Origin of the sequence: Sabulicella rubraurantiaca, from assembly GCF_017355885.1 — a bacterium.
In the GTDB taxonomy this organism is placed as follows: domain Bacteria; phylum Pseudomonadota; class Alphaproteobacteria; order Acetobacterales; family Acetobacteraceae; genus Roseococcus; species Roseococcus rubraurantiacus.
On the sequence record NZ_JAFEUU010000001.1, the window covers coordinates 87,734 to 107,145 of the forward strand.

At 69.2% G+C, this 19,412-nt stretch carries 20 protein-coding genes; 8 read left to right on the forward strand and 12 right to left on the reverse strand.

The window, feature by feature from the left end:
• Positions 1 to 16 precede the first annotated feature (16 nt).
• On the reverse strand, positions 17 to 691 hold the full coding sequence (locus tag JTJ31_RS00390; protein ID WP_207536619.1) for an RraA family protein: 675 nt from the start codon (positions 689 to 691) through the stop codon (positions 17 to 19).
• 192 nt (positions 692 to 883) lie between these two features.
• Between JTJ31_RS00390 and JTJ31_RS00395 the strand changes: the two genes are divergently transcribed.
• From JTJ31_RS00395 to lpxK, 5 genes are read left to right on the forward strand one after another with little or no spacing between them, the layout of a single operon-like run.
• Positions 884 to 1,660 carry a UDP-2,3-diacylglucosamine diphosphatase gene (locus JTJ31_RS00395; RefSeq protein WP_207536620.1) on the forward strand — a complete coding sequence of 259 codons (777 nt, stop codon included), beginning with the start codon at positions 884 to 886 and terminating at the stop codon, positions 1,658 to 1,660.
• Positions 1,657 to 2,685: a glycosyltransferase family 4 protein gene (locus JTJ31_RS00400; RefSeq protein ID WP_328805609.1), complete on the forward strand. Its 1,029-nt coding sequence runs from the start codon at positions 1,657 to 1,659 to the stop codon at positions 2,683 to 2,685. Before JTJ31_RS00395 ends, JTJ31_RS00400 begins: the two co-directional genes overlap by 4 nt.
• Positions 2,686 to 2,727: 42 nt before the next feature.
• Entirely contained in the window at positions 2,728 to 3,384 is a 657-nt protein-coding gene (locus JTJ31_RS00405; protein WP_207536621.1) for a lysophospholipid acyltransferase family protein, read from the forward strand.
• Entirely contained in the window at positions 3,381 to 4,628 is a 1,248-nt protein-coding gene (locus JTJ31_RS00410; RefSeq protein WP_207536622.1) for a 3-deoxy-D-manno-octulosonic acid transferase, read from the forward strand. The genes JTJ31_RS00405 and JTJ31_RS00410 overlap by 4 nt, the downstream gene beginning before the upstream one ends.
• A 41-nt stretch (positions 4,629 to 4,669) precedes the next feature.
• On the forward strand, positions 4,670 to 5,656 hold the full coding sequence (lpxK, locus tag JTJ31_RS00415) for a tetraacyldisaccharide 4'-kinase (protein WP_207537271.1): 987 nt from the start codon (positions 4,670 to 4,672) through the stop codon (positions 5,654 to 5,656).
• Here lpxK and JTJ31_RS00420 read toward each other — a convergent pair.
• The 8 genes from JTJ31_RS00420 to hutI all read right to left on the reverse strand — a co-directional run bounded on the left by JTJ31_RS00420 (position 5,649) and on the right by hutI (position 14,603).
• Positions 5,649 to 7,217 (reverse strand): TRAP transporter large permease, encoded by a 1,569-nt coding sequence (locus tag JTJ31_RS00420; protein ID WP_207536623.1) that lies wholly within the window; start codon positions 7,215 to 7,217, stop codon positions 5,649 to 5,651. The genes lpxK and JTJ31_RS00420 overlap by 8 nt on opposite strands.
• Complete coding sequence (locus JTJ31_RS00425) at positions 7,214 to 7,762, reverse strand: TRAP transporter small permease subunit (protein WP_207536624.1); 549 nt, start codon at positions 7,760 to 7,762, stop codon at positions 7,214 to 7,216. Before JTJ31_RS00425 ends, JTJ31_RS00420 begins: the two co-directional genes overlap by 4 nt.
• Before the next feature lie 4 nt (positions 7,763 to 7,766).
• Positions 7,767 to 8,852: a TRAP transporter substrate-binding protein gene (locus JTJ31_RS00430; protein WP_207536625.1), complete on the reverse strand. Its 1,086-nt coding sequence runs from the start codon at positions 8,850 to 8,852 to the stop codon at positions 7,767 to 7,769.
• Positions 8,853 to 8,896: 44 nt separating this feature from the next.
• Positions 8,897 to 9,685, reverse strand: a complete 789-nt coding sequence (locus tag JTJ31_RS00435) for a phytanoyl-CoA dioxygenase family protein (RefSeq protein WP_207536626.1) — start codon at positions 9,683 to 9,685, stop codon at positions 8,897 to 8,899.
• Between the two features lie 61 nt (positions 9,686 to 9,746).
• The gene (locus tag JTJ31_RS00440; protein WP_207536627.1) at positions 9,747 to 10,247 is read right to left on the reverse strand and encodes a HutD/Ves family protein; all 501 of its coding nucleotides are present in this window, start codon (positions 10,245 to 10,247) and stop codon (positions 9,747 to 9,749) included.
• 5 nt (positions 10,248 to 10,252) lie between these two features.
• On the reverse strand, positions 10,253 to 11,914 hold the full coding sequence (gene hutU / locus JTJ31_RS00445; protein WP_207536628.1) for a urocanate hydratase: 1,662 nt from the start codon (positions 11,912 to 11,914) through the stop codon (positions 10,253 to 10,255).
• Positions 11,911 to 13,410, reverse strand: a complete 1,500-nt coding sequence (gene hutH / locus JTJ31_RS00450) for a histidine ammonia-lyase (protein ID WP_207536629.1) — start codon at positions 13,408 to 13,410, stop codon at positions 11,911 to 11,913. Before hutH ends, hutU begins: the two co-directional genes overlap by 4 nt.
• Entirely contained in the window at positions 13,407 to 14,603 is a 1,197-nt protein-coding gene (hutI, locus tag JTJ31_RS00455) for an imidazolonepropionase (RefSeq protein ID WP_207536630.1), read from the reverse strand. The genes hutH and hutI overlap by 4 nt, the downstream gene beginning before the upstream one ends.
• Positions 14,604 to 14,687: 84 nt before the next feature.
• Here hutI and JTJ31_RS00460 point away from each other — a divergent pair, with 84 nt between their 5' ends.
• Together JTJ31_RS00460 and hutC are read left to right on the forward strand one after the other, a co-directional pair.
• Positions 14,688 to 16,010, forward strand: coding sequence for a formimidoylglutamate deiminase (locus JTJ31_RS00460; protein WP_207536631.1), 1,323 nt, complete (start codon positions 14,688 to 14,690; stop codon positions 16,008 to 16,010).
• The gene (hutC, locus tag JTJ31_RS00465; protein WP_207536632.1) at positions 16,003 to 16,713 is read left to right on the forward strand and encodes a histidine utilization repressor; all 711 of its coding nucleotides are present in this window, start codon (positions 16,003 to 16,005) and stop codon (positions 16,711 to 16,713) included. Before JTJ31_RS00460 ends, hutC begins: the two co-directional genes overlap by 8 nt.
• A gap of 14 nt (positions 16,714 to 16,727) precedes the next feature.
• Here the strand turns inward: hutC and JTJ31_RS00470 are convergent, their stop codons facing one another.
• Positions 16,728 to 16,997, reverse strand: coding sequence for a hypothetical protein (locus tag JTJ31_RS00470; RefSeq protein WP_207536633.1), 270 nt, complete (start codon positions 16,995 to 16,997; stop codon positions 16,728 to 16,730).
• A gap of 60 nt (positions 16,998 to 17,057) precedes the next feature.
• Entirely contained in the window at positions 17,058 to 17,498 is a 441-nt protein-coding gene (locus tag JTJ31_RS00475; RefSeq protein ID WP_207536634.1) for a DUF3429 domain-containing protein, read from the reverse strand.
• A gap of 53 nt (positions 17,499 to 17,551) precedes the next feature.
• On the opposite strand from JTJ31_RS00475, the gene JTJ31_RS00480 reads away from it, so the two are divergent.
• Positions 17,552 to 18,871 carry a hemolysin family protein gene (locus JTJ31_RS00480; RefSeq protein ID WP_207536635.1) on the forward strand — a complete coding sequence of 440 codons (1,320 nt, stop codon included), beginning with the start codon at positions 17,552 to 17,554 and terminating at the stop codon, positions 18,869 to 18,871.
• A gap of 10 nt (positions 18,872 to 18,881) precedes the next feature.
• Here JTJ31_RS00480 and JTJ31_RS00485 read toward each other — a convergent pair whose 3' ends face one another.
• Entirely contained in the window at positions 18,882 to 19,379 is a 498-nt protein-coding gene (locus JTJ31_RS00485; RefSeq protein WP_207536636.1) for a DUF4142 domain-containing protein, read from the reverse strand.
• Positions 19,380 to 19,412: the final 33 nt, after the last annotated feature.

Genomic DNA, 19,412 nt, shown 5'->3' on the forward strand with positions numbered 1-19,412 from the left:
GGGCAGGTGAGGGGGCTCAGCCCCCCTCGCACCCCTTTTCCTTCAGGCTGGCCGGGACCCAGTCGCGCGGCCAGCGCCCGTTGCGGATGTCTTCCTCCGCCTTGATCTCTTTGGCCTGGTGCTGCTCCGCCGCCGCGATCACCGATTCGGCCTCGTCCAGCGGCACCACCACCACCCCATCCTCATCGCAGCAGATCAGGTCGCCTGGCATCACCACCTGACCGCCGCAGGAGATCGGGGTGCCGATCTCGCCAGGGCCTTCCTTCCAGGGGCCCGCCGGGGTGTGGCCCCTGGCCCAGACCCCTAGGTCCATCTTCGCGAGCGAGGCCACGTCCCGCACCGCACCGTCGATGACGACGCCAGCGATGCCGCGCACCACGGCATGGCCCAGCATCAGGTCGCCCATCAGCGCCACGGACAGGTCGCCATTGCCGTCGCAGACGATGATGTCGCCGGGCCGGGCCATGTCCACGGCGCGGTGCAGCATGAGGTTGTCGCCTGAGCGCGCCTTCACGGTGAAGGCCGGGCCCACCAGGCGCTTGCGCCCACCATAGGCGTGGAACGTGCCGGAAAGCGACTGCATGCGGTTCATCACGTCGCCGATATTGGCGACAGGCACCTTGGCGGCGCGCTGCGCCAGGGCCTGATCCACCCGGCGCTCCACCTCGCGCACGCGGAATCCGATCGTCATTCTGTCTCCTCCTCGGATGGGCTTGAATCGGCGGAGCGCACCACGGATCGAGCCGTCCCGCCAGGGGTGGACAGCGCACGAGTCCGAGTCGCGCGGAAGCGGCATGTGCGCGGTGCAGGGTTCATGCAAGCTTCACGTGCAACGCAAGCTTTCTCGCCGCATTGCCGCAGCAGGCAGAACGGAATCCGGCGCATGTTGCAGGCCCGCAGCGTCTTCGTCTCGGACATCCATCTCGGGACGCGTGGTGCCCGCGCCGACATGCTCCTCGACCTCCTGCGCGAGGTGAAGTGCGAGCATCTCTACCTCGTCGGTGACGTGGTGGATGGTTGGCGCCTCCGCAAATCCTGGTACTGGCAGCCCGAGTTCAGCGAGGTGATCCGCGCCGTCATCGCCCTGTCGCAATCCGGCGTGAACGTCACCTACATCCCCGGCAATCACGACGAGATTTTCCGGGATTGGCTCCATCTCGACGTCGCGGGTGTGCGCATCCGCCGCGAGGCCGTGCATATCGGCGCGGATGGCCGCCGTTTCCTTGTCATGCATGGCGACGAGTTCGACGGTGTGATCCGCTACGCCAAGTTTCTCGCTTATCTGGGCGACTGGGCCTACGACACGGCCCTCGTGCTGAACCGATGGTTCAACGTGGCCCGGCGCAAGCTCGGCTATCCCTACTGGTCGCTTTCCGCTTGGCTGAAACGGCAGGTGAAGGAGGCGGTGAAGGCCATTGACCGCTTCGAGGTCGCGCTGGCCAACGAGGCGAAGCGGCGCGGGCTGGACGGGGTGATCTGCGGCCATATCCACCACGCGGAGATGCGCCACGTGCATGGCGTGCTCTACATGAATGATGGCGACTGGGTGGAAAGCTGCACAGCCCTGGTCGAGCACGCGGATGGCCGCTTCGAGTTGGTGGACTGGCCGGCCCGCATGCGCGCCCGCGAGGCGGCGGAGACGGTGGACGCGCTGGCGTGACGGCACCAGCAGAGGGGGCGCCGATCCGGCTTCTCCTCATATCCGATGCTTGGCGCCCGCAGGTGAACGGCGTCGTGCGGACGCTCGAGGCGGTCGCCGAAGTGCTTCGCAAGGAGGGCGACACGGTGGAGGTGATCGGTCCTGATCGCTTTCGCTCCGTCCCGATGCCCTTCTATCCGGAGATCCGCCTCGCCCTGCTGCCGGGCCGCTTCCTTCCGCGCATGGTCGAGGAGTTGGACCCGACCCATCTGCACATCGCCACGGAGGGGCCGCTCGGACTCGCTGCGCGGCGGCTTTGCCTCCGCCGAGGTTGGCACTTCACCACGAGCTTCCACACGCGCTTCGCGGAATACGTGGAGGCGCGCACGCGAATCCCGGCCTCGCTCACCTGGGCGTGGCTTCGCCGCTTCCATGCTTCGGCCAGTGCGACCTTCGCCGCCACCGCCACGTTGCGCGAGGAACTCGCGGCGCGCGGCTTCGGCCGCATCCTGAACTGGACCCGTGGCGTGAACCTCGCGCTCTTCCGCCCCGAGGGGGCGCGCGATGCCTGGGACGGGCTGGAGCGGCCGATCTGGCTCCATGCCGGGCGCGTCGCGGTGGAGAAGAACATCGAGGCTTTCCTGCGCCTCGACCTGCCGGGCACCAAGGTCATTGTCGGGGACGGGCCCCGCCGTCCCGCATTGCAGGCCGCCTTCCCGGATGCGCATTTCGCTGGCTGGCGCCATGGCGCGGCCCTGGCCGACGCCTATCGCTCCGCAGACGTGCTCGTCTTCCCGTCCCGCACGGACACGTTCGGCCTCGTAATGCTGGAGGCAATGGCCTGCGGCACCCCAGTCGCCGCCTTCCCCGTCATGGGGCCGCGCGACGTGGTGGCGGAGGGGGGCGCCCTCGACGAGAATCTGTCTCGCGCCTGCCGCCTCGCGCTCGAGGTCCCGCGGGAGGCCGCCCTGGCCGTCGCGCGGCGCCATTCCTGGGAGGCGGCGGCCCGGATGCTGCGCGACGGGCTGGTTCCCATGCGGGTCTAGGCTTGCGCCGTCGGGCGCGCCGTGCCACGGCCCGGGGTGACGATGCTGCGCCGGATCACGCGACACCCTGCCTTCCAGACCGGCGCCGCCCGGCTCCTGGGCCTATACCTCGCCTTCGTGTACCGCACGACGCGCTGGCGCATCCTGGGCTGGGAGCATGTCGAGGCGACGGGCGGGCGCTTCGTCCTGGCTTTCTGGCATGAAATGCTGCCTCTCATGCCGCAGCTGATGCTGGAGGCGCGGAACCGGGACTTCGCCTCCAGGGCGCATGTGCTGGTCTCGCGCCACCGGGATGGGCGCCTCATCGGCCACGTGGTGGATCGCTTCGGGATTCGCCTCGTCCATGCTTCCTCTTCGCGCGGCGGGGCGGCGGGGTTGTTGTCCCTCCTGCGACTGACCCGGGCCGGGGAGGTGGTGGCGATCACCCCAGACGGGCCGCGTGGCCCACGCCGCGTTGCCGCACCCGGCATCGCGCAACTGGCCACCATGGCGCGCTTGCCCGTGGTGGCAGCGGCCGCCTTCACCTCGCGCGGCATCCGCCTGCGCTCCTGGGACCGCATGGTGGTGCCGCTGCCTTTTGGCCGGGCCGCACTGGCGCTGGAACCGCCCGTCCCGCACGAAGCCGGGCTGCCCGCCATCGAGGCGGCGCTGAACGCCGCCGCCGCCCGCGCCGAGGCCGAGGCGCGACCGCCCGCATGAGCACGCTCTGGCACGGGCTGGCCGCGATCGCCGCGCCGGCGCTCCGGTTGCACCTGCGCCGCCGTGCCCGGCGCGGCAAGGAGGATCCGTCCCGCCTCGCCGAGCGCGAAGGCTATGGCGCTGCCCGCCCGGAGGGGCGCGTCTTCTGGCTTCATGCCGCCAGCGTCGGCGAGAGCCTGTCCGTCCTGCCGTTGCTCGAGGCGCTTCTGACGCGCGACCCGTGCCTCTCCGTCCTGCTCACCACCGGCACCGTCACCTCCGCGACGCTGCTGCCGAAGCGCCTGCCAGAAGCGCTGGCGCACCGCGTACACCATCGCTACGCGCCGCTCGACGTGCCGGGCTGGGTGGAGCGCTTCCTCGATGGCTGGCGCCCCGATGCTGCCGGCTTCGTCGAGAGCGAGTTGTGGCCCAACACCCTCTCAGAGCTCGTCCGGCGCGGCATCCCGGTGGCGCTGATCAATGCTCGGCTCTCCGCCCGCTCCTTCGAGCGCTGGCGTCGCTGGGCGCCGGGCCTCGCCGGGCGGCTACTCGGTGGATTGTCGCTGGTCTTGCCGCGATCTGCCGAGGATGCCGAGCGTGTCTCGGCACTCGGTGCAAGGCGCGTCGCCGCCCCAGCCGATCTCAAGCAATCCGCCGCACCCCTTCCGGCGGATCCGGACGCCCTGGCGGAATTGCGAGCGGCCATCGGTGCGCGACCGATGCTGCTGGCTGCCTCCACCCATCCGGGCGAGGAGGAGCAGGTGGCCGCTGCTCACCGGGCGAGCGGGGTGCCGGGCCTCCTGACGATCCTCGCCCCTCGCCATCCCGAGCGCGGCGCGGAGTTGGCCGGTCTCACCGGTGCGAGAAAGCGCTCCGAGGGAGCGTTGCCGGATGGCGGCCCCTTCTACGTCGCGGACACGATCGGCGAGCTTGGGGTATTCTACCGGCTCGCCGGGGTTTCCTTCATCGGCGGCAGCCTGATTCCGCATGGCGGACAGAATCCGCTGGAGGCGGTGCGGCTCAGCTGCCCCGTGTTGATGGGGCCGCACCGGCAGAATTTCACCGAGCAGACGGAGGCCCTGATCGCCGCGGGGGCCCTGCGTCCGGTCGCCGATGCCGCCGCGCTGGCGGAGGCAGTACATGACGTGCTAACGAATCCCGCCTCGGCGGACGCGATGCGTCGCGCGGCCGGGGGCTTCGCCGATGCGGCCGCACATGTGCCGGCCCGCATGGCGGAGGAGTTGCTGGGCCTGATGCCGGGCTGAACCCCGCCGGGCCGCTAGTGAAGGAGACGAAGGCCATCGGCATCCGTGCCCCCGAATTCTGGGGACGCGGCGGGGGAATCTGGCCCCTGCTGCTCCGCCCTGCCGCAGCAGCCTATGCCCGCGCCACCGCGCGCCGCGTGGCCAAGCCCGGCTGGAAGGCGCCCGTGCCGGTGATCTGCTGCGGCGGCGCCACGGCTGGCGGCGCGGGCAAGACCACCCTGGCGCTGGAGGTGGGAAGTCGCCTCGCCGCGCGCGGACTCTCGCCGCACTTCCTCCTGCGCGGCTATGGCGGATCGCTGAAGGGCCCGGTCCGGGTGGACCCGGCGGAGCATGACAGCAGCAAGGTGGGGGACGAGGCCCTGCTTCTCGCTGCGCTGGCACCCACCTGGGTCAGCGCCGACCGCGCAGAGGGTGCGCGGCGCGCCGTGGCGGCGGGGGCGGGCGTCGTCATCATGGATGACGGGCTGCAGAACCCGACGCTCGAGAAATCCCTCGCCCTGCTGACCATCGACGGGTCGTACGGCTTCGGCAACCGCCACGTCATCCCGGCCGGGCCGCTGCGCGAACCCGTCGCGATGGTCGCCGCGCGCTGCCAGGCGGCCGTGCTGGTCGGCGAGGACGAGACCGGCGCGCTGGCCGCCCTGCCGCCGAGCTTGCCGGTGCTGCGCGCCTCGCTGGTTCCGGGGCCCGAGATGGAGGAGCTGCGCGGCGGAAGCGTCTTCGCCTTCTGCGGCATCGGCAATCCGCGCAAGTTCTTCAACACGCTGCGGACCGGCGGTGCCGTGGTGGCTGGCAGCGAGGCCTTCGCGGACCACTACCCCTTCGATGCGAGCGACCTGACCCGCCTTCTCGCCGAGGCAGAGAAGCTGTCTGCCACTCCGGTCACCACGCGCAAGGATTGGGTCCGCATTCCGGTCGAGTTCCGGTCGCGGGTGAAGGTGGTCAGCGTCTCCCTCCAATGGGAAGACGAGGCTGCCTTCGAGGCGCTGCTGCGCGGCTGCGGCGCGACTCAGCCCGCCGCTACTTGAACAGCACCGAGGGCAGCCAGGTCGCAAGCGCCGGAAAGGCCACCACCAGCCCAAGCCCGACAAGCTGGAGGCCGACGAAGGGCAGGATGCCGCGATAGACATCCTGCGAGGTGACGCCCGGCGGCAGCACGCCCTGAATGTAAAACAGGGTCGGCCCAAGCGGCGGAGTCAGAAACGATGTCTGCAGGTTGACGGCAATCAGCACGCCAAGCCAGATCGGGTCCACGCCCATCTGAAGCAGCACCGGCCCGACAATGGGGATCACGATGATCGCGATCTCCACGAAGTCGAGCGGGAAGCCGAGCACGAAGACGATCAGCATCACCACCAGCAGGGCGCCGTACTTCCCGCCCGGGATCATCTCCAGGAACCCGCGGATCAGGTCGTCCCCGCCGAGGCCGCGAAACACCAGCGAGAACAAGGTCGCGCCGATGAGCGTGGCGAAGATCATCGCCGTCACGCTCATGGTGGCGTGAGAAACGGAGCCGAGCACGCCCCCGCGGAACGCCCGCCGCAGCGCTTCCAGCATGCCGTAGGCGAGGCCCAGCGCCAAAACGAGCGCGACCCAGGTCGCGGCCAAATCGGCATCCGACACCTCTTGCCGCCCCAGGCGCATGTCGAAGATGGACCCCAGCGCGACCAGCGATATGGCGCAGATCGCGCCGATATAGATGGGCCATGGCTTGCCGCGCTCGACCCGCAGCCCGGCCAGCAGCGTCGCGCCCACCGCCCCGACGGAAGCGGCCTCGGTCGGCGTGGCAATGCCGGCGAGGATGGAGCCAAGCACGGCAACGATCAGCGCGATGGGCGGCACCAGCGCATGTGCGAGCTGCCAGCCGGTGACATGCTCCGCCTCGCCGCGCGGCATGGCTGGCCCCACCTCCGGTCGCAGCCAGGAGAGGGTGAGCTGGTAGAGGATGTACAGGCCGGCGAGCATCAGCCCCGGGATCATCGAGCCGGCGAAGAGCTGCCCGACCGAGATGGTCTCGACGCTGAACAGGCCCTGCGCCAGCTGCGCCTGCTGATAGGCGGCGGCTAGCACCTCGCCCAAGATGACCATGACGGTGGAGGGCGGGATGATCTGCCCAAGCGTCCCGGCTGCGCAGATGGAGCCGGTGGCGAAGCCGGGCTCGTAGCCGCGCTTCATCATGGCGGGGAGGGCGATCAGCCCCATGGTCACGACGGTGGCGCCGACGATGCCGGTCGAGGCTGCCAGCAGCGCGCCCACCACCGATACGGAGACCGCCAGACCGCCGCGCACGGTGCCGAAGAGCCGGCCCATCGCCTCCAGGAGTTCAGGCGCGATGCGGGACCTTTCCAGCATCATGCCCATGAAGATGAAGAGCGGGATGGCGATCAGCACCTCGCTCGTCATCGTGCCGAAGAGGCGCTGCGCCAAGGCGCCCAGCATGAACGGGTCGAAGGCGCCGAACAGGATGCCCAGGCCGGCGAAGATGATGGAGCATCCGGTCAGGATGAACACCACTGGGATGCCCGTCATGATGAGGGTGCACAGCGCCACCATCATCAGGAGGTCGAGGATGGAGCCGATGCTCGTCATGCCTCGCCCACCGTACGGCGCGAGGGGAAGAGCACGTCGGCCGTGCCGGTGATCACCGCCAGCGACCGGAGCAGCAGCGACAGGCCCTGGATGGCGAGCAGCCCCGCCATCACTAGGATCAGCGCCTTCAGATAGGGCTGGAAGGGCAGGCCCCCGTATTGCATCGGCCCTTCGCCCATGCGGAAGGACATCGAGACGTAGCCCCAGGACGACCAGACCAGAAGCCAGCAGAATGGCAGGATCGTCACCAGCACGCCGACGAGGTCCATCCACGCCTTGCCGCGTTCGGACCAGCGTCCGTAGAAGAAATCCACGCGCACATGTGCATCGATCAGCAGCGCGTAGCCGATCGCCAGCATGAACAGCATGGCGTGGACATAGATGACCCCTTCCTGCATTCCGATGAAGGAAGTGCCGAAGGCGTAGCGCAGCACCACCACCGAGAATTGCAGCAGCACCAGCAGCACCGCGAGCCAGCGTACCGCCATGCCGATGGCCCGCGATACGGCGTCGATGCCGTTCGCGAGGGTGACGAGTGCGCGCAAGAACTCAGCCCCGACGGATCGCAGCGCCGCGCGCGTTGAAGATCGCGCCGTAGCTCTGCATCATGTAGGTCTGTGTCCGCTCGCGATACGTCGCATAGCTGTCCGCGATCTGCTTCACCTGCGCGTCCGAATGGCTGCGATACTCGGCCATCATGTCGGCTGCCGTGTTAGCGAAGACCTGCAGCAGCTCGCGCGGCACCTCTCGCACCGTCACGCCGTGGCGCGACACCAGCTCCTGCAGTGCGATCGGATGGCGCGTGTCGTATTCCGTCGTCGTCTCCTCATGCAGGGACATGGCAGCGATGCGAACGATGGCCTTCAGCTCGTCGGAGAGGGCGTTCCAGCGCGCCATGTTGATGCCGATCTCCTCGGCCGAGGAGGGCTCCTGCACGCCGGGGTAGTAGTAATTCTTCGCCACTTGGTGCAGGCCGAGCGGAAGGTCGGAGAAGGGACCGACGAATTCGGCGGCATCGATGGTGCCGGATTGCAGCGCAGAGAAGATCTCGCCCGCCGGCAGGGTCACGACGGAGGCGCCGGCGCGGCGGAACATCTCGCCGCCCAGCCCGGCGGTGCGGAAGCGCAGGCCCCGGAAATCGTCGGCGGAGCGGATCTCGCGCCGGAAGAAGCCCATCCATTGCGGGCCACTGTCGCCGACGATGAAGGGCTTGATGCCGAAGCGGCCATACATCTGGTCGTAGAGTGCCTGCCCGCCGCCATGCATCATCCAGCCCTGGCGCTCGTAGGCCGTGAGGCCGAACGGGAAGGAGCCGAAGAAGCCAATGCCAGGGCTTTTCGAAATCCAGAAGGAGGGCACGCCATGGTAGAGATCCGCCGTGCCTGCCGCCACCGCGTCGAAGGCGCCCGGTGCCGGCACCACCTCGCCCGCCGCGAAGAGGCGAACCGTCAGGCGGCCGCCGGATAGCTGGCCGATGCGGTCCGCGCAGCGCTGCGCCGCCACGCCGGGACCGGGCAGGTTGCGCGGCCAGATCGTGACCATGCGCCACTCGATCCGCCCTTGGGACAGGGCAGGGGTGGCGAGGGCCGCCGCGCCGGCGGCGGCCGAGGCGGCGAGGACGTTGCGGCGCTGCATGGTTGTCTCTCCGGATGCGCGGGGAAGTTGGCAGAGGCGGAGCCTCAGGTGAAGCGCGGAAACTCCGGCCCCGACAGCTTATCGCCGGTCTTGAGGGTCAAGTGCCGCAGCGGCGGCGAGCCGCGCCCCTGCCGGTCGATGAAGAAGGCATCATCCCCGACCCAGCGCGCCGAGAAGACCCGGCGGCGCTGGTGCCTGTTTGTGTTGGCCGGCGCGCCATGGATGGTGCGGAAGTCGAAGGCCACGGCGTCGCCCGGCTGCATCTCCCAGCCCAGGATGCGGAATTCGCCACGCCGGGCGTCGATATCCGGCATGTCCTCGGCCGTGTCGCCCTCGTAAAGATCGGTGCCGTCGAAGCGCTTGGGCTTGTGGTTCTTGCCCCAGCGTTGGCTGCCCGCGACGCATTCCAGCGTCACCTCACGCGCTACGGGGTCGAGCGGGATCCAGAAGGACACGCTCTGCTGACCGCCCACGCAGTAATAGGGACTGTCCTGGTGCCAGGGGGTGACGATGCTCGTCCCCGGTTCCTTCACAAGCACGTGGTCATGGAAGAATTGCGCGCCTTCGCTGCCCATCAGGGCACGGGCGATGGAAGCGCCCGGCCCGCGTTCGACGAAGTCGCGGAACTCGGGAATGCGCTGCCAATTGCAGAGGTCCTGGAAGAAGCGGGCCGATCCGTCCTTGGGCGTGTAGGAGCGCTCATAGGGCCCCGGGGCCGCCATCAGCGCCTCGGTCCCCACGCGCAGGGCTTCCACCCAGTCGGCGAAGGCACCGCGCAGAAGGATGACGCCATCCTGCTGATAGGCCCGGAAATCGGCACTTGTCACCGCCATGTCCATGCCTCCTCTGGGGATTCGGATCATGCGTGGCCGACTTCGCACATGCAAACACATGTCACGCGGGGCGGAGCGTCACTTCCACCAGTTCCGCTGCGGCTTCAGGCACGGCCCGGACCGGAACGCCTCCCGTTTCGGCGACATCGAGCGGGTGCAGCCGCTCGCCCCCCAACGCCACGGGTCCGCCCAGCACCAGCACGAAATCCGCCGCCACCTCGCGGGGGACAGTGAGCGCGGTCCGCTGCACCGAATGGGTGACGGCGCCGCGGCGCGTGATGACGTTGAAGGCGAGGACCTGCCCGGCCTCCAGCACGGCCTCCACCTTCTCCTCCCCGGCGAAGGAGAAAGGTGCCGGCCCGACCAGCCTGCCGTTCAGCCGGAGACCCTCGCCAATGGCGGTCAGCGTCCGGTCGAAACCGGAATAGTCGGAGAAGGGGCCGCCCCGTGCGATCTCGGCCAGGGAAAGACGCCAGTCATCATCCGGATGCCAGGCGATCTCGTGGCTGATGCCGCCGCCATTGCGCCAGGGCCGCGTCTCGAAGGCAGCTCGCCGGATCACCCGCATCACAGGATGGCCGGCAGGTCGAGGCCCATCTTGCGGGCGTGGTCCTTGGCGATGTCGTAGCCCGCATCGGCATGGCGCATCACGCCCGTGGCTGGGTCGTTCCACAAGACGCGCGACAGGCGGCGCGACGCGGCTTCCGTTCCGTCGCATAGCACGACCATTCCCGAATGCTGCGAATACCCCATGCCCACGCCGCCGCCATGGTGCAGCGATACCCAGGTCGCGCCCGAGGCGCAGTTGAGCAGCGCGTTCAGCAGGGGCCAGTCGGACACCGCGTCCGATCCATCCATCATTGCCTCCGTCTCGCGGTTGGGCGAGGCGACGGAGCCGGAATCGAGGTGGTCGCGCCCAATCACGACCGGGCCGATCTCGCCGCGCGCCACCATCTCGTTGAAGGCGAGGCCGATGCGGTCGCGGTCGCCCAGCCCGACCCAGCAGATGCGTGCCGGAAGGCCTTGGAAGGCGATGCGTTCCCGCGCCATGTCGAGCCAGCGATGCAGATGCGTGTCGTGCGGCATCAGCTCCCGCACCTTGTCGTCGGTCTTGCGGATATCCTCAGGGTTGCCGGAGAGCGCGGCCCACCGGAACGGCCCGACCCCACGGCAGAAGAGCGGACGGATATAGGCCGGCACGAAGCCCGGGAAGTCGAAGGCATTTGCCAGGCCTTCGTCTTTCGCCATCTGACGGATGTTGTTGCCGTAATCGAGCACGGCCGCGCCCATCTTCTGGAAATCCAGCATGGCCTGGACATGCGCCACCATGGACTTCTTGGCTGCCGCCGCCACCGCCTTGGGGTCGGTCTCGCGCTTGCGCTCCCATTCCTCCAGCGTCCAGCCTGCGGGCAGGTAGCCATTGGCCGGATCATGCGCGCTGGTTTGGTCGGTCACGATGTCCGGCACCACGCCGCGCCGCACCAGCTCCGGAAACACCTCCGCCGCATTGCCAAGCAGCCCGACGGAGATGGCGCGCTTCTCGTCGCAGGCGCGGCGGATCATCGCCAGCGCCTCGTCCAGCGTGTCGGCCTTGTGGTCGAGGTAGCGCGTCTCCAAACGCTTCTCGATGCGCGAGGGCTGGCATTCCACTGCCAGCACGGACGCGCCCGCGAAGACGCCCGCGAGGGGCTGCGCGCCGCCCATCCCGCCGAGCCCGCCCGTTAGGATCCAGCGCCCTTCGAGCGAGCCGCCGAAATGCTTTCGCCCGGCCTCGGCGAAGGTCTCGTAGGTGCCCTGAACGATGCCCTGCGAGCCGATATAGATCCAGGAGCCGGCCGTCATCTGGCCGTACATCATCAGTCCCTTGCGATCGAGCTCGTTGAAATGCTCCCAGTTCGCCCAGGCCGGAACGAGGTTGCTGTTGGCGATGAGCACGCGCGGTGCGTCCGAATGGGTGCGAAACACGCCGACCGGCTTGCCGGACTGCACCAGCAGCGTTTGGTCTTCCTCTAGCCGCCGCAAGACCGTGCAGATGCGGTCGAAGCTGTCCCAATCACGTGCGGCGCGCCCGATGCCGCCATAGACCACGAGTTCGCCGGGCTTCTCCGCCACCTCGGGGTCAAGGTTGTTCATCAGCATCCGCAGCGGTGCCTCGGCCTGCCAGGATTTCGCGGAGATCTGCATCCCGCGCGGAGCCTGGATCACGCGGTCATTGCGGCTTGTGGTCACAGCGAAACCTCCGTCAGTTCGGCGAGGGCGCCAGTGGCGATCAGGTCCGTGGCGGCCTGCATGTCGGGTGCCATGTGGCGGTCTTCCTCCAGCATCGGCACGCAGGCGCGCAGCAGGGCTCGCGCCTGCTCCAGCTTCGGCGAGGACCGCAGGGGCGCGTGGAAGTCGCAGCCCTGGGCCGCCGCCAGATACTCGATGCCCAAAATCGCGCGGAGGTTCTCTGCCATGGGCAGGAGGCGCCGCGCGCCATGCGTGGCCATGCTCACATGGTCCTCCTGATTGGCGGAGGTCGGGATGGAATCCACGCTCGCCGGCATGGCGCGCTGCCGGTTTTCGGCCACGAGCGCTGCCGCCGTCACCTGCGGGATCATGAAGCCGGAGTTCAAACCTGGGCGCGGCGTCAGGAAGGCGGGCAGGCCGGATAGGACCGGGTCGGTCAGCAGGGTGATGCGCCGCTCGGCAAGGGAGCCGATCTCGCAGATTGCCATGGCGATGGTGTCCGCCGCAAAGGCCACCGGCTCGGCATGAAAGTTTCCGCCCGAGATCACCTCGCCTTCCGCGCTGAACACCAGCGGATTGTCGGAGACGCCATTCGCCTCGATCTCAAGGGTCGTGGCTGCCTGACGCAGGATGTCCAGGCATGCGCCCATGACCTGTGGCTGGCAGCGCAGGCAGTATGGATCCTGGACGCGTGGGTCGTCCACGCGGTGGCTGGCGCGGATCTCGCTGCCCTCCATCAGGGCGCGCAGCGAAGCGGCTGCCTCCGCCTGTCCGCGATGGCCGCGCAGCGCGTGGATGCGTGGATCGAAGGGCCCGTCGCTGCCCTTGGCCGCGTCGGTCGAGAGCGCGCCGGTGACGAGGGCAGAGGCGTAGGCGCGCTCCGTCTCGAACAGTCCTGCGAGGGCGAGCGCCGTGCTGACCTGCGTGCCGTTCAGAAGCGCCAGGCCTTCCTTCGGCCCCAGAACCAGGGGCTCCAAGCCATGTCGCGCCAGTGCCGCCGAGGCCTCGCCCTCACCCAGGAACTCGCCAACCCCCATCAGCGCCGCCGTCATGTGGGCGAGCGGCGCGAGGTCTCCCGATGCGCCGACCGAGCCCTGCGCCGGGATGGCGGGCAGGAGGCCGCGTTCCAGGCAGGTGGCCAGCATCTCGATCACCGCCCAGCGCACGCCAGAGGCGCCGCGCGCCAGGCTGCCAAGCTTCAGCGCCAGGATCAGCCGCACCACGTCGGCGGGAAGGTTCTCGCCGACGCCGGCCGCGTGGGACAGCACGATGTTGCGCTGGAGCATGGCGAGGTCCGTATCGGCGATCCGCACCTGCGCCAGCTTCCCGAAGCCGGTGTTGATGCCATAGACCGCCTCGCCCTTGCGCAGGATGGCCGCGACGGTGGCCGCGCCCGCCTCCACCGCGCCGCGGCAGGACTCGTCGAGCGTTGGCACGGCACCGCGATACGCTTTGCGCCAGAGGGCGAGGGGGGCATTGCCGGGGGTGATTATCATTGGCCCCTCCAGATGCGGGCGTGCAGCGGGTTAAACCCGATGCGGTAGACGAGCTCCGCCGGGCTCTCGACGTTCCAGATCGCCATGTCGCAGGATTTTCCGGGCTCCAGCGTGCCGGCCTCCTCCAGCATCCCCAGCGCCCGCGCCGCCTCCCGCGTCACCCCCGATAGGCACTCGGCGACGGTCAGGCGGAACAGCGTCGCACCCATGTTCATAGTCAGCAGCAGCGAGGTGAGAGGCGAGGTGCCCGGATTGCTGTCGGTCGCCAGGGCAATGCGCGCGCCGGCCCGGCGCAGCGCATCCACCGGCGGGTGCTGAGTTTCGCGCAGCGTGTAGAAGGCACCGGGAAGCAGCACTGCCACCGTGCCGGCGCGAGCCAGCGCCGCCGCACCTTCCTCATCCGTATACTCCAGGTGGTCGGCGGAAAGCGCGCCATGCTCTGCCGCCAGCGTGGCGCCGTGCAGGTTGGAGAGCTGGTCGGCGTGCAGCTTCACCGGAAGCCCATGCGCCTTCGCGGCGGCGAAGACACGCCGCGTCTGCTCCGGCGAGAAGGCGATGCCCTCGCAGAACGCGTCCACCGCATCGGCCAAGCCTTCGGCGGCCAGCGCCGGCAGCATCTCCTCGCAGACGCGGGCGATGTAGCTGTCCTTGTCGCCGGCCGCTTCCGGCGGAAGGGCGTGCGCGCCAAGGAAGGTGGTGCGGACGGTCACGGGCCGCTCGTGAGCGAGGCGCCGCGCCGCACGCAGGCAGCGTCGTTCGGTGCCGAGGTCCAACCCGTAGCCCGACTTCACCTCCACCGTGGTCGCGCCCTCGGCGAGCAGATGGTCGAGCCGCCGCAGCGCCGAGGCGACCAGCGAATCCTCGTCCGCCGCCCGCGTCGCGCGCACGGAGGAGGCGATGCCGCCGCCCGCCCGCGCGATCTCCTCATAGGACGCGCCGGTGAGGCGCATCTCGAACTCCCGTGCGCGGTCGCCACCGAAGACGAGGTGCGTGTGGCAGTCCACGAGGCCCGGTGTGGCCCAGCGCCCGGCGCCGTCCACGACGCGCTTCGCGTCGTGCGCGGGCAACTCCGCCTCGGGACCCGCGAAGGCGATGCGCCCGTCTTTCGCGGCGATGGCGCCGCGCTCCACCGGGCCCGCGCCTTCGGCCATCGTGAGGAGGCGCAAATTGCGCCAGACCGTGTCGAAGAGCATGGTGCCTTCCCGAGCGGCTTCATGTATAGACATAACCGCGTCGCGCGGTGGCGTCCAGCGCCGCGTGAAGGGAAGGGTCACGCCATGCCGAACCGCATCCTGCTCGATGAAGCCCTGCTGGAAGGCGGCTGGGCGCGTTCCGTCGGCTTGGCGGTCGAGCACGGCGTGATTGCCGAGGTGAGGCCGGATGCGCCGCTGAATTACGGCCCACGCATGAGCGGCCGTGCCATTCCCGGCATGCCCAACCTCCACTCCCACCTGTTCCAGCGCGCGATGGCCGGCCTTGCTGAGACACGCGGACCCGCCTCCGACTCCTTCTGGACCTGGCGCGAGGTGATGTACGGCTTCCTGACCCGGCTTTCCCCGGAGGATGTCGAGGCCATCGCCGCCCAGGCCATGATGGAAATGCTGGAGGGTGGCTTCACTGCCCTCTGCGAGTTCCATTACCTGCACCACGCACCCGATGGCTCCGCCTACGCGAATCCTGCGGAAATGGCGGAGCGAATCGCTGCGGCAGCCGACGAAACGGGGATGGGCCTCACGCTGCTGCCGGTCTTCTACGCCCATGGCGGTTTCGGCCCGGTGCCGGCCGCAGAGGGCCAGCGCCGCTTCCTCTCCAGCCTCGACTCCTACGAACGATTGCTGGAAGCCAGCGCCTGTGCGGTTCAAGCCTTGCCCGATTCACGGCTCGGCGTGGCGCCGCATTCCCTTCGCGCGGCGACGGGCGCGGAGATTAGCCATCTCCTCTCCCTTCGCCCGAAGGACCCCGTTCACATCCACGTCGCCGAGCAGGTGGCAGAGGTGGACGCCTGCCTGGCTTGGTGCGGTGCGCGGCCCGTCCAGCACCTTCTCGACACGCAACCTGTGGACGGGCGCTGGTGCCTGATCCACGCGACCCAAATGGAGGCTTCGGAGACGGAGGCCCTGTCCCGCAGCGGCGCCGTTGCCGGGCTTTGCCCGATCACCGAAGCCAATCTGGGCGACGGCTTCTTCGACGCCACGCACTTCACCGGTCCTTGGGGGGTCGGCAGCGATTCCAACGTGGAGATCACCGCGCCCGGCGAACTGCGCCTGCTCGAATACGGGCAGCGCCTGCTCCATCGCGCCCGCAACGTGCTGGCGCGCGGGGAGGGGAGTTCCACCGGTGCAAGTCTCTACAAGGCGGCGCTGGCCGGCGGCGCCCAGGCTTCCGGCCGGGCCCTGGGCCGCATCGCGCCGGGTGCGCGGGCCGATCTGGTCTGGCTGGAGCCGGGGTCGGAAGTCGACGACTACGTCTTTGTCAGCGGTGCGCGCGCCATCCGGCGCGTCATGGTGGGTGGGCGCGTCGTGGTGGAGGAAAGCAGGCACCACGCCCGTGACCGCACCGCCAAGCGATTCCGCGCCGTGATGGAGCGTCTGCGTGGCTGAGACCATCGCCTCGCGCATCCGCGCTGAGATCGAGGGCCCGATCCTTTCCGGCGAGTGGCCGCCTGGCACGCGCATTCCCTTCGAGCACGAGCTCACCGCGCGCTTCGGCTGCTCGCGTATGACGGTGAACAAGGTGCTGTCGGCCCTGGCGGCAGAGGGGCTGATCACGCGCCGCCGCCGAACCGGCTCCGTCGTCGCCAGCCCGCCTGGCGAAAGGGCGCTGCTGGAAATTCATGATCTGGCGCTGGAGGCCCGGCGCGCCGGTCGGCAATACCGACACGAGGTGCTGGAGCGCGTGATACGCCGCGCCAAGCCGCCCGAGGCGCAGGCGCTTGGCCTTTCCGCCGGGGCGCGACTCCTTTGCCTCACAACGCTCCATCACACCGATGGCGTGCCCGATGCCTACGAGACGCGCCTGATCTGCCTCGACACCGTGCCCGAGGCGGAAGCGGAATCCTTCCGGGACATGCCGCCGGGCACTTGGCTCCTGGCCCGTGTCGCCTGGACCGAAGCCGAACATGCCGTCGCGGCCATTCCAGCCGATGCTGCGCTGGCGCAGCGCCTGCAGGTCGAGCGCGGGGCCGCCTGCCTGCTGCTGGAGAGACGGACCTGGCAATCCGGCCGTCTCGTCACCGAGGCGCGCATTGCCTATCCTGGCAACCGTCACCGCCTCGTTGGACGCTTCGGCCCTGGGGGCCGGTAGGGAGGCTCAGGCCTTCAGCCAGTGATCGGCGGTCCGTTCCAGCTTCGCGCCTCCCGCGCGCCGCTGCGCGCGTCCTGCGACAACCGCGCGAGATTGCCCTGGTAGGCGACCACACTGCCCTGCAGCCCCATGACGCTTTGCCGCAGCGAACCCAACTCGGCGCGGAACTGCGCCAGGGCGGCCTGCTGGTCTGCGAGGGCGGCGTCGAGGCTGCGTAGCGCAGTACGGAGACGGTGATCGGGACGGGCGGGGAAACGCAGGATCTCGGCCATGCGGCGCTCCATCAGGGCGATGGAGCTATCCTTAACACTCCGCTAAATTTGTCACCAAGTCTCATAAAATATTCAGGCAAGCGCCGCCGCGAGAAGGCAAGCGCCAGCGCTGAGCGAGAGGACCCAGCGCAGCACCACATACGGACCGGACACGAATCCACGCAGCGAGGCCCATTGCTCCACGGCGGCGACCGCCACCAGCGCGGCAGCCAGGAGCCAGAGTCCAGATTTGATGGGCAGCAGCAGCGCGGCCCAGCCAACGAGCGCAGGTAGGACGCCCATGCTCAGCCGCTGCCGGTTGGTCGGCGCTTCCGCCTCCGGCGCCCGAAGTGCGACACCCCAATGCACCGCGCCCAGGAAGGACAGGATCACCGCACCGTACGCGCGCAGCGCCATCAGCGCCCAGTCATGCCAGCCGGTCACTGCCAGCGCCACCAGCGCCAGCCCCGCGAAGGGGAGGAGGCCCAGCAGGCCAAGGGTCCATGCGAGGCGCATCGTCGCGGCTTCCATCATTCAACGTCAGCCCATCCTCGTCCTGCTGTCCAGCATGCCCTACATAGCGCGGCATGGGTGTCACCTTCGAGATTGCGATCGTTCTCCTGCTCACCGTGCTCAACGGCATCTTCGCCATGAGCGAACTGGCCGTGGTGTCTTCGCGAAAAGCGCGCCTCATCGCCATGGAGCGCAAGGGTAGCCGCGGCGCTGCCGCTGCCCTGCGCCTGCAGGAGAACCCCTCCCGCTTCCTGCCGACCGTGCAGGTGGGCATCTCGCTGGTCGGCATCCTTGCTGGCGTGTTCGGCGGTGCGGCCATTGCCGGACCGCTCGGCGACTGGCTGGTGCAGGTTCCTGCTCTCGCCGTGTGGGGACGCAGCCTCGCCTTTTTCCTCGTGGTGGTGGGCATCACCTATCTCAACCTGATCCTCGGCGAGCTGGTGCCGAAACAGATTGCCCTGCGCGACCCGGAGCGCGTGGCCACCATGCTTGCCTTGCCGCTGGAGACGCTGGCGAGGCTGAGCGCGCCGGTGGTCTGGCTGCTGTCGCGCTCGTCCAACCTCATCCTACGCCTGGTCGGCGCGCACCGCCCCATGGAGCAGGGCGTTACGGAAGAGGAGGTGAAGGCGCTGGTCGCGGAAGGAGCGGAGGCCGGTGCGCTGGAGCACACGGAACGCCAGATGATCGAGCGCGTCCTTCGCCTCGCCGACCGTCCGGTGCGTGCGCTGATGACGCCCCGCACCGAGGTTGCCTGGATCGATCGCAATGCCACGCCCGAGCAGGTCGCGGAGGCGCTGCGGACGGAGAGCCTGACCCGCTTCGTCGTCGCCGATGGCCGCGTGGACAACGTGGTGGGGGTGGTAGCGGTGAAGGATCTTCTGGATCAGTGCTTGGCCGGGGGGAAGATGAGCCTCGCCACCGTGCTGCGCCAGCCCACCGTCTTCCCCGACAACCTCTCCGCCATGGACGCGCTGGAGCGGCTGCGCGCCGATGCGCTCGGCATCGCGCTGGTGCTGGACGAGTACGGCTCCTTCGAAGGGGTGGTCACCGCCTCCGACCTTTTGGAAGCCATCGTGGGCGAGTTGGGCCCCGCGCCGGAATCCGGGAAGCCCTCGGCCGTGACGCGCCACGATGGCTCGATGCTGCTGGATGGAATGATGGCGTTGGACGAGCTGCGCGAGCGTCTGGGCGAATTCGAGCCGCCGCCGCAATCAGCCGCCTACCACACCGTCGCCGGCCTGATGCTGGCGCTGCTGCAGCGCGTCCCGCGCGAAGGCGACCGCATCGCCCATGGCGGCTGGCGCTTCGAGATCCTGGACATGGATGGGCGCCGCGTGGACAAGGTCCTCGCGGCGCGGGAGGAAGCGGTCCCGCCGCCTCCTGTGGCGGGCTAGAGGCGGGGCCTCAGCCGCGCTGCTGCGACAGCAGCATCTCGATCGTCGCGATATGCGACTTGATCGCCGGCACCGCCATGGTGCCGATGATGCGCTCCTCGGTCGAGTTGCCGCTCTGCGCGATGGAGCTGTGGATCCGCAGCAGCTCCTGATGCCCTTCGAGTTGCGACTGAAGGAAGGCGCGGTCGAACTCCGTGCCGCTCATTGCCTCCATGCGCTGCATGGCCTGCATCTTGTCGGCGGGGAGGGAGACTGTCTGCGGAATGGTCACGCCCGCCATCCGCATCGCCTCCATGGTGGCCATCTGCTCCTCTGCCTCGAGCTGCGCGAACTGACGCACGGCGGGATTGCTGGCGCGCCGCATGCCCGACTGGGCGGATTGCAGCGCGGCAGTGCCGGCGGTCAGCGCAGCGGTGCGCATTTCCATGGCACCCTGCGCACGTGCGATGGTGGGGAGGAGGAGCGCGCTGCCCATCAGGGCAAGGCCGGCATTGCGACGCTGAAGCATGGGAAAGCTCCGTCTGGAGGTGGTGCCACGCCG

Coding starts and splice junctions, on each gene's coding strand:
- JTJ31_RS00430 (WP_207536625.1), bottom strand. CDS start 8,852: ATGCAGCGCCGCAACGTCCTCGCCGCCTCGGCCGCCGCCGGCGCGGCG.
- hutI (WP_207536630.1), bottom strand. CDS start 14,603: ATGCTCTTCGACACGGTCTGGCGCAATTTGCGCCTCCTCACGATGGCC.
- JTJ31_RS00460 (WP_207536631.1), top strand. CDS start 14,688: ATGCCGAACCGCATCCTGCTCGATGAAGCCCTGCTGGAAGGCGGCTGG.
- JTJ31_RS00390 (WP_207536619.1), bottom strand. CDS start 691: ATGACGATCGGATTCCGCGTGCGCGAGGTGGAGCGCCGGGTGGATCAG.
- JTJ31_RS00405 (WP_207536621.1), top strand. CDS start 2,728: ATGCTGCGCCGGATCACGCGACACCCTGCCTTCCAGACCGGCGCCGCC.
- JTJ31_RS00435 (WP_207536626.1), bottom strand. CDS start 9,685: ATGGCGGTGACAAGTGCCGATTTCCGGGCCTATCAGCAGGATGGCGTC.
- JTJ31_RS00470 (WP_207536633.1), bottom strand. CDS start 16,997: ATGGAGCGCCGCATGGCCGAGATCCTGCGTTTCCCCGCCCGTCCCGAT.
- hutH (WP_207536629.1), bottom strand. CDS start 13,410: ATGATAATCACCCCCGGCAATGCCCCCCTCGCCCTCTGGCGCAAAGCG.
- JTJ31_RS00480 (WP_207536635.1), top strand. CDS start 17,552: ATGGGTGTCACCTTCGAGATTGCGATCGTTCTCCTGCTCACCGTGCTC.
- JTJ31_RS00410 (WP_207536622.1), top strand. CDS start 3,381: ATGAGCACGCTCTGGCACGGGCTGGCCGCGATCGCCGCGCCGGCGCTC.
- JTJ31_RS00395 (WP_207536620.1), top strand. CDS start 884: ATGTTGCAGGCCCGCAGCGTCTTCGTCTCGGACATCCATCTCGGGACG.
- JTJ31_RS00475 (WP_207536634.1), bottom strand. CDS start 17,498: ATGATGGAAGCCGCGACGATGCGCCTCGCATGGACCCTTGGCCTGCTG.
- JTJ31_RS00485 (WP_207536636.1), bottom strand. CDS start 19,379: ATGCTTCAGCGTCGCAATGCCGGCCTTGCCCTGATGGGCAGCGCGCTC.
- JTJ31_RS00420 (WP_207536623.1), bottom strand. CDS start 7,217: ATGACGAGCATCGGCTCCATCCTCGACCTCCTGATGATGGTGGCGCTG.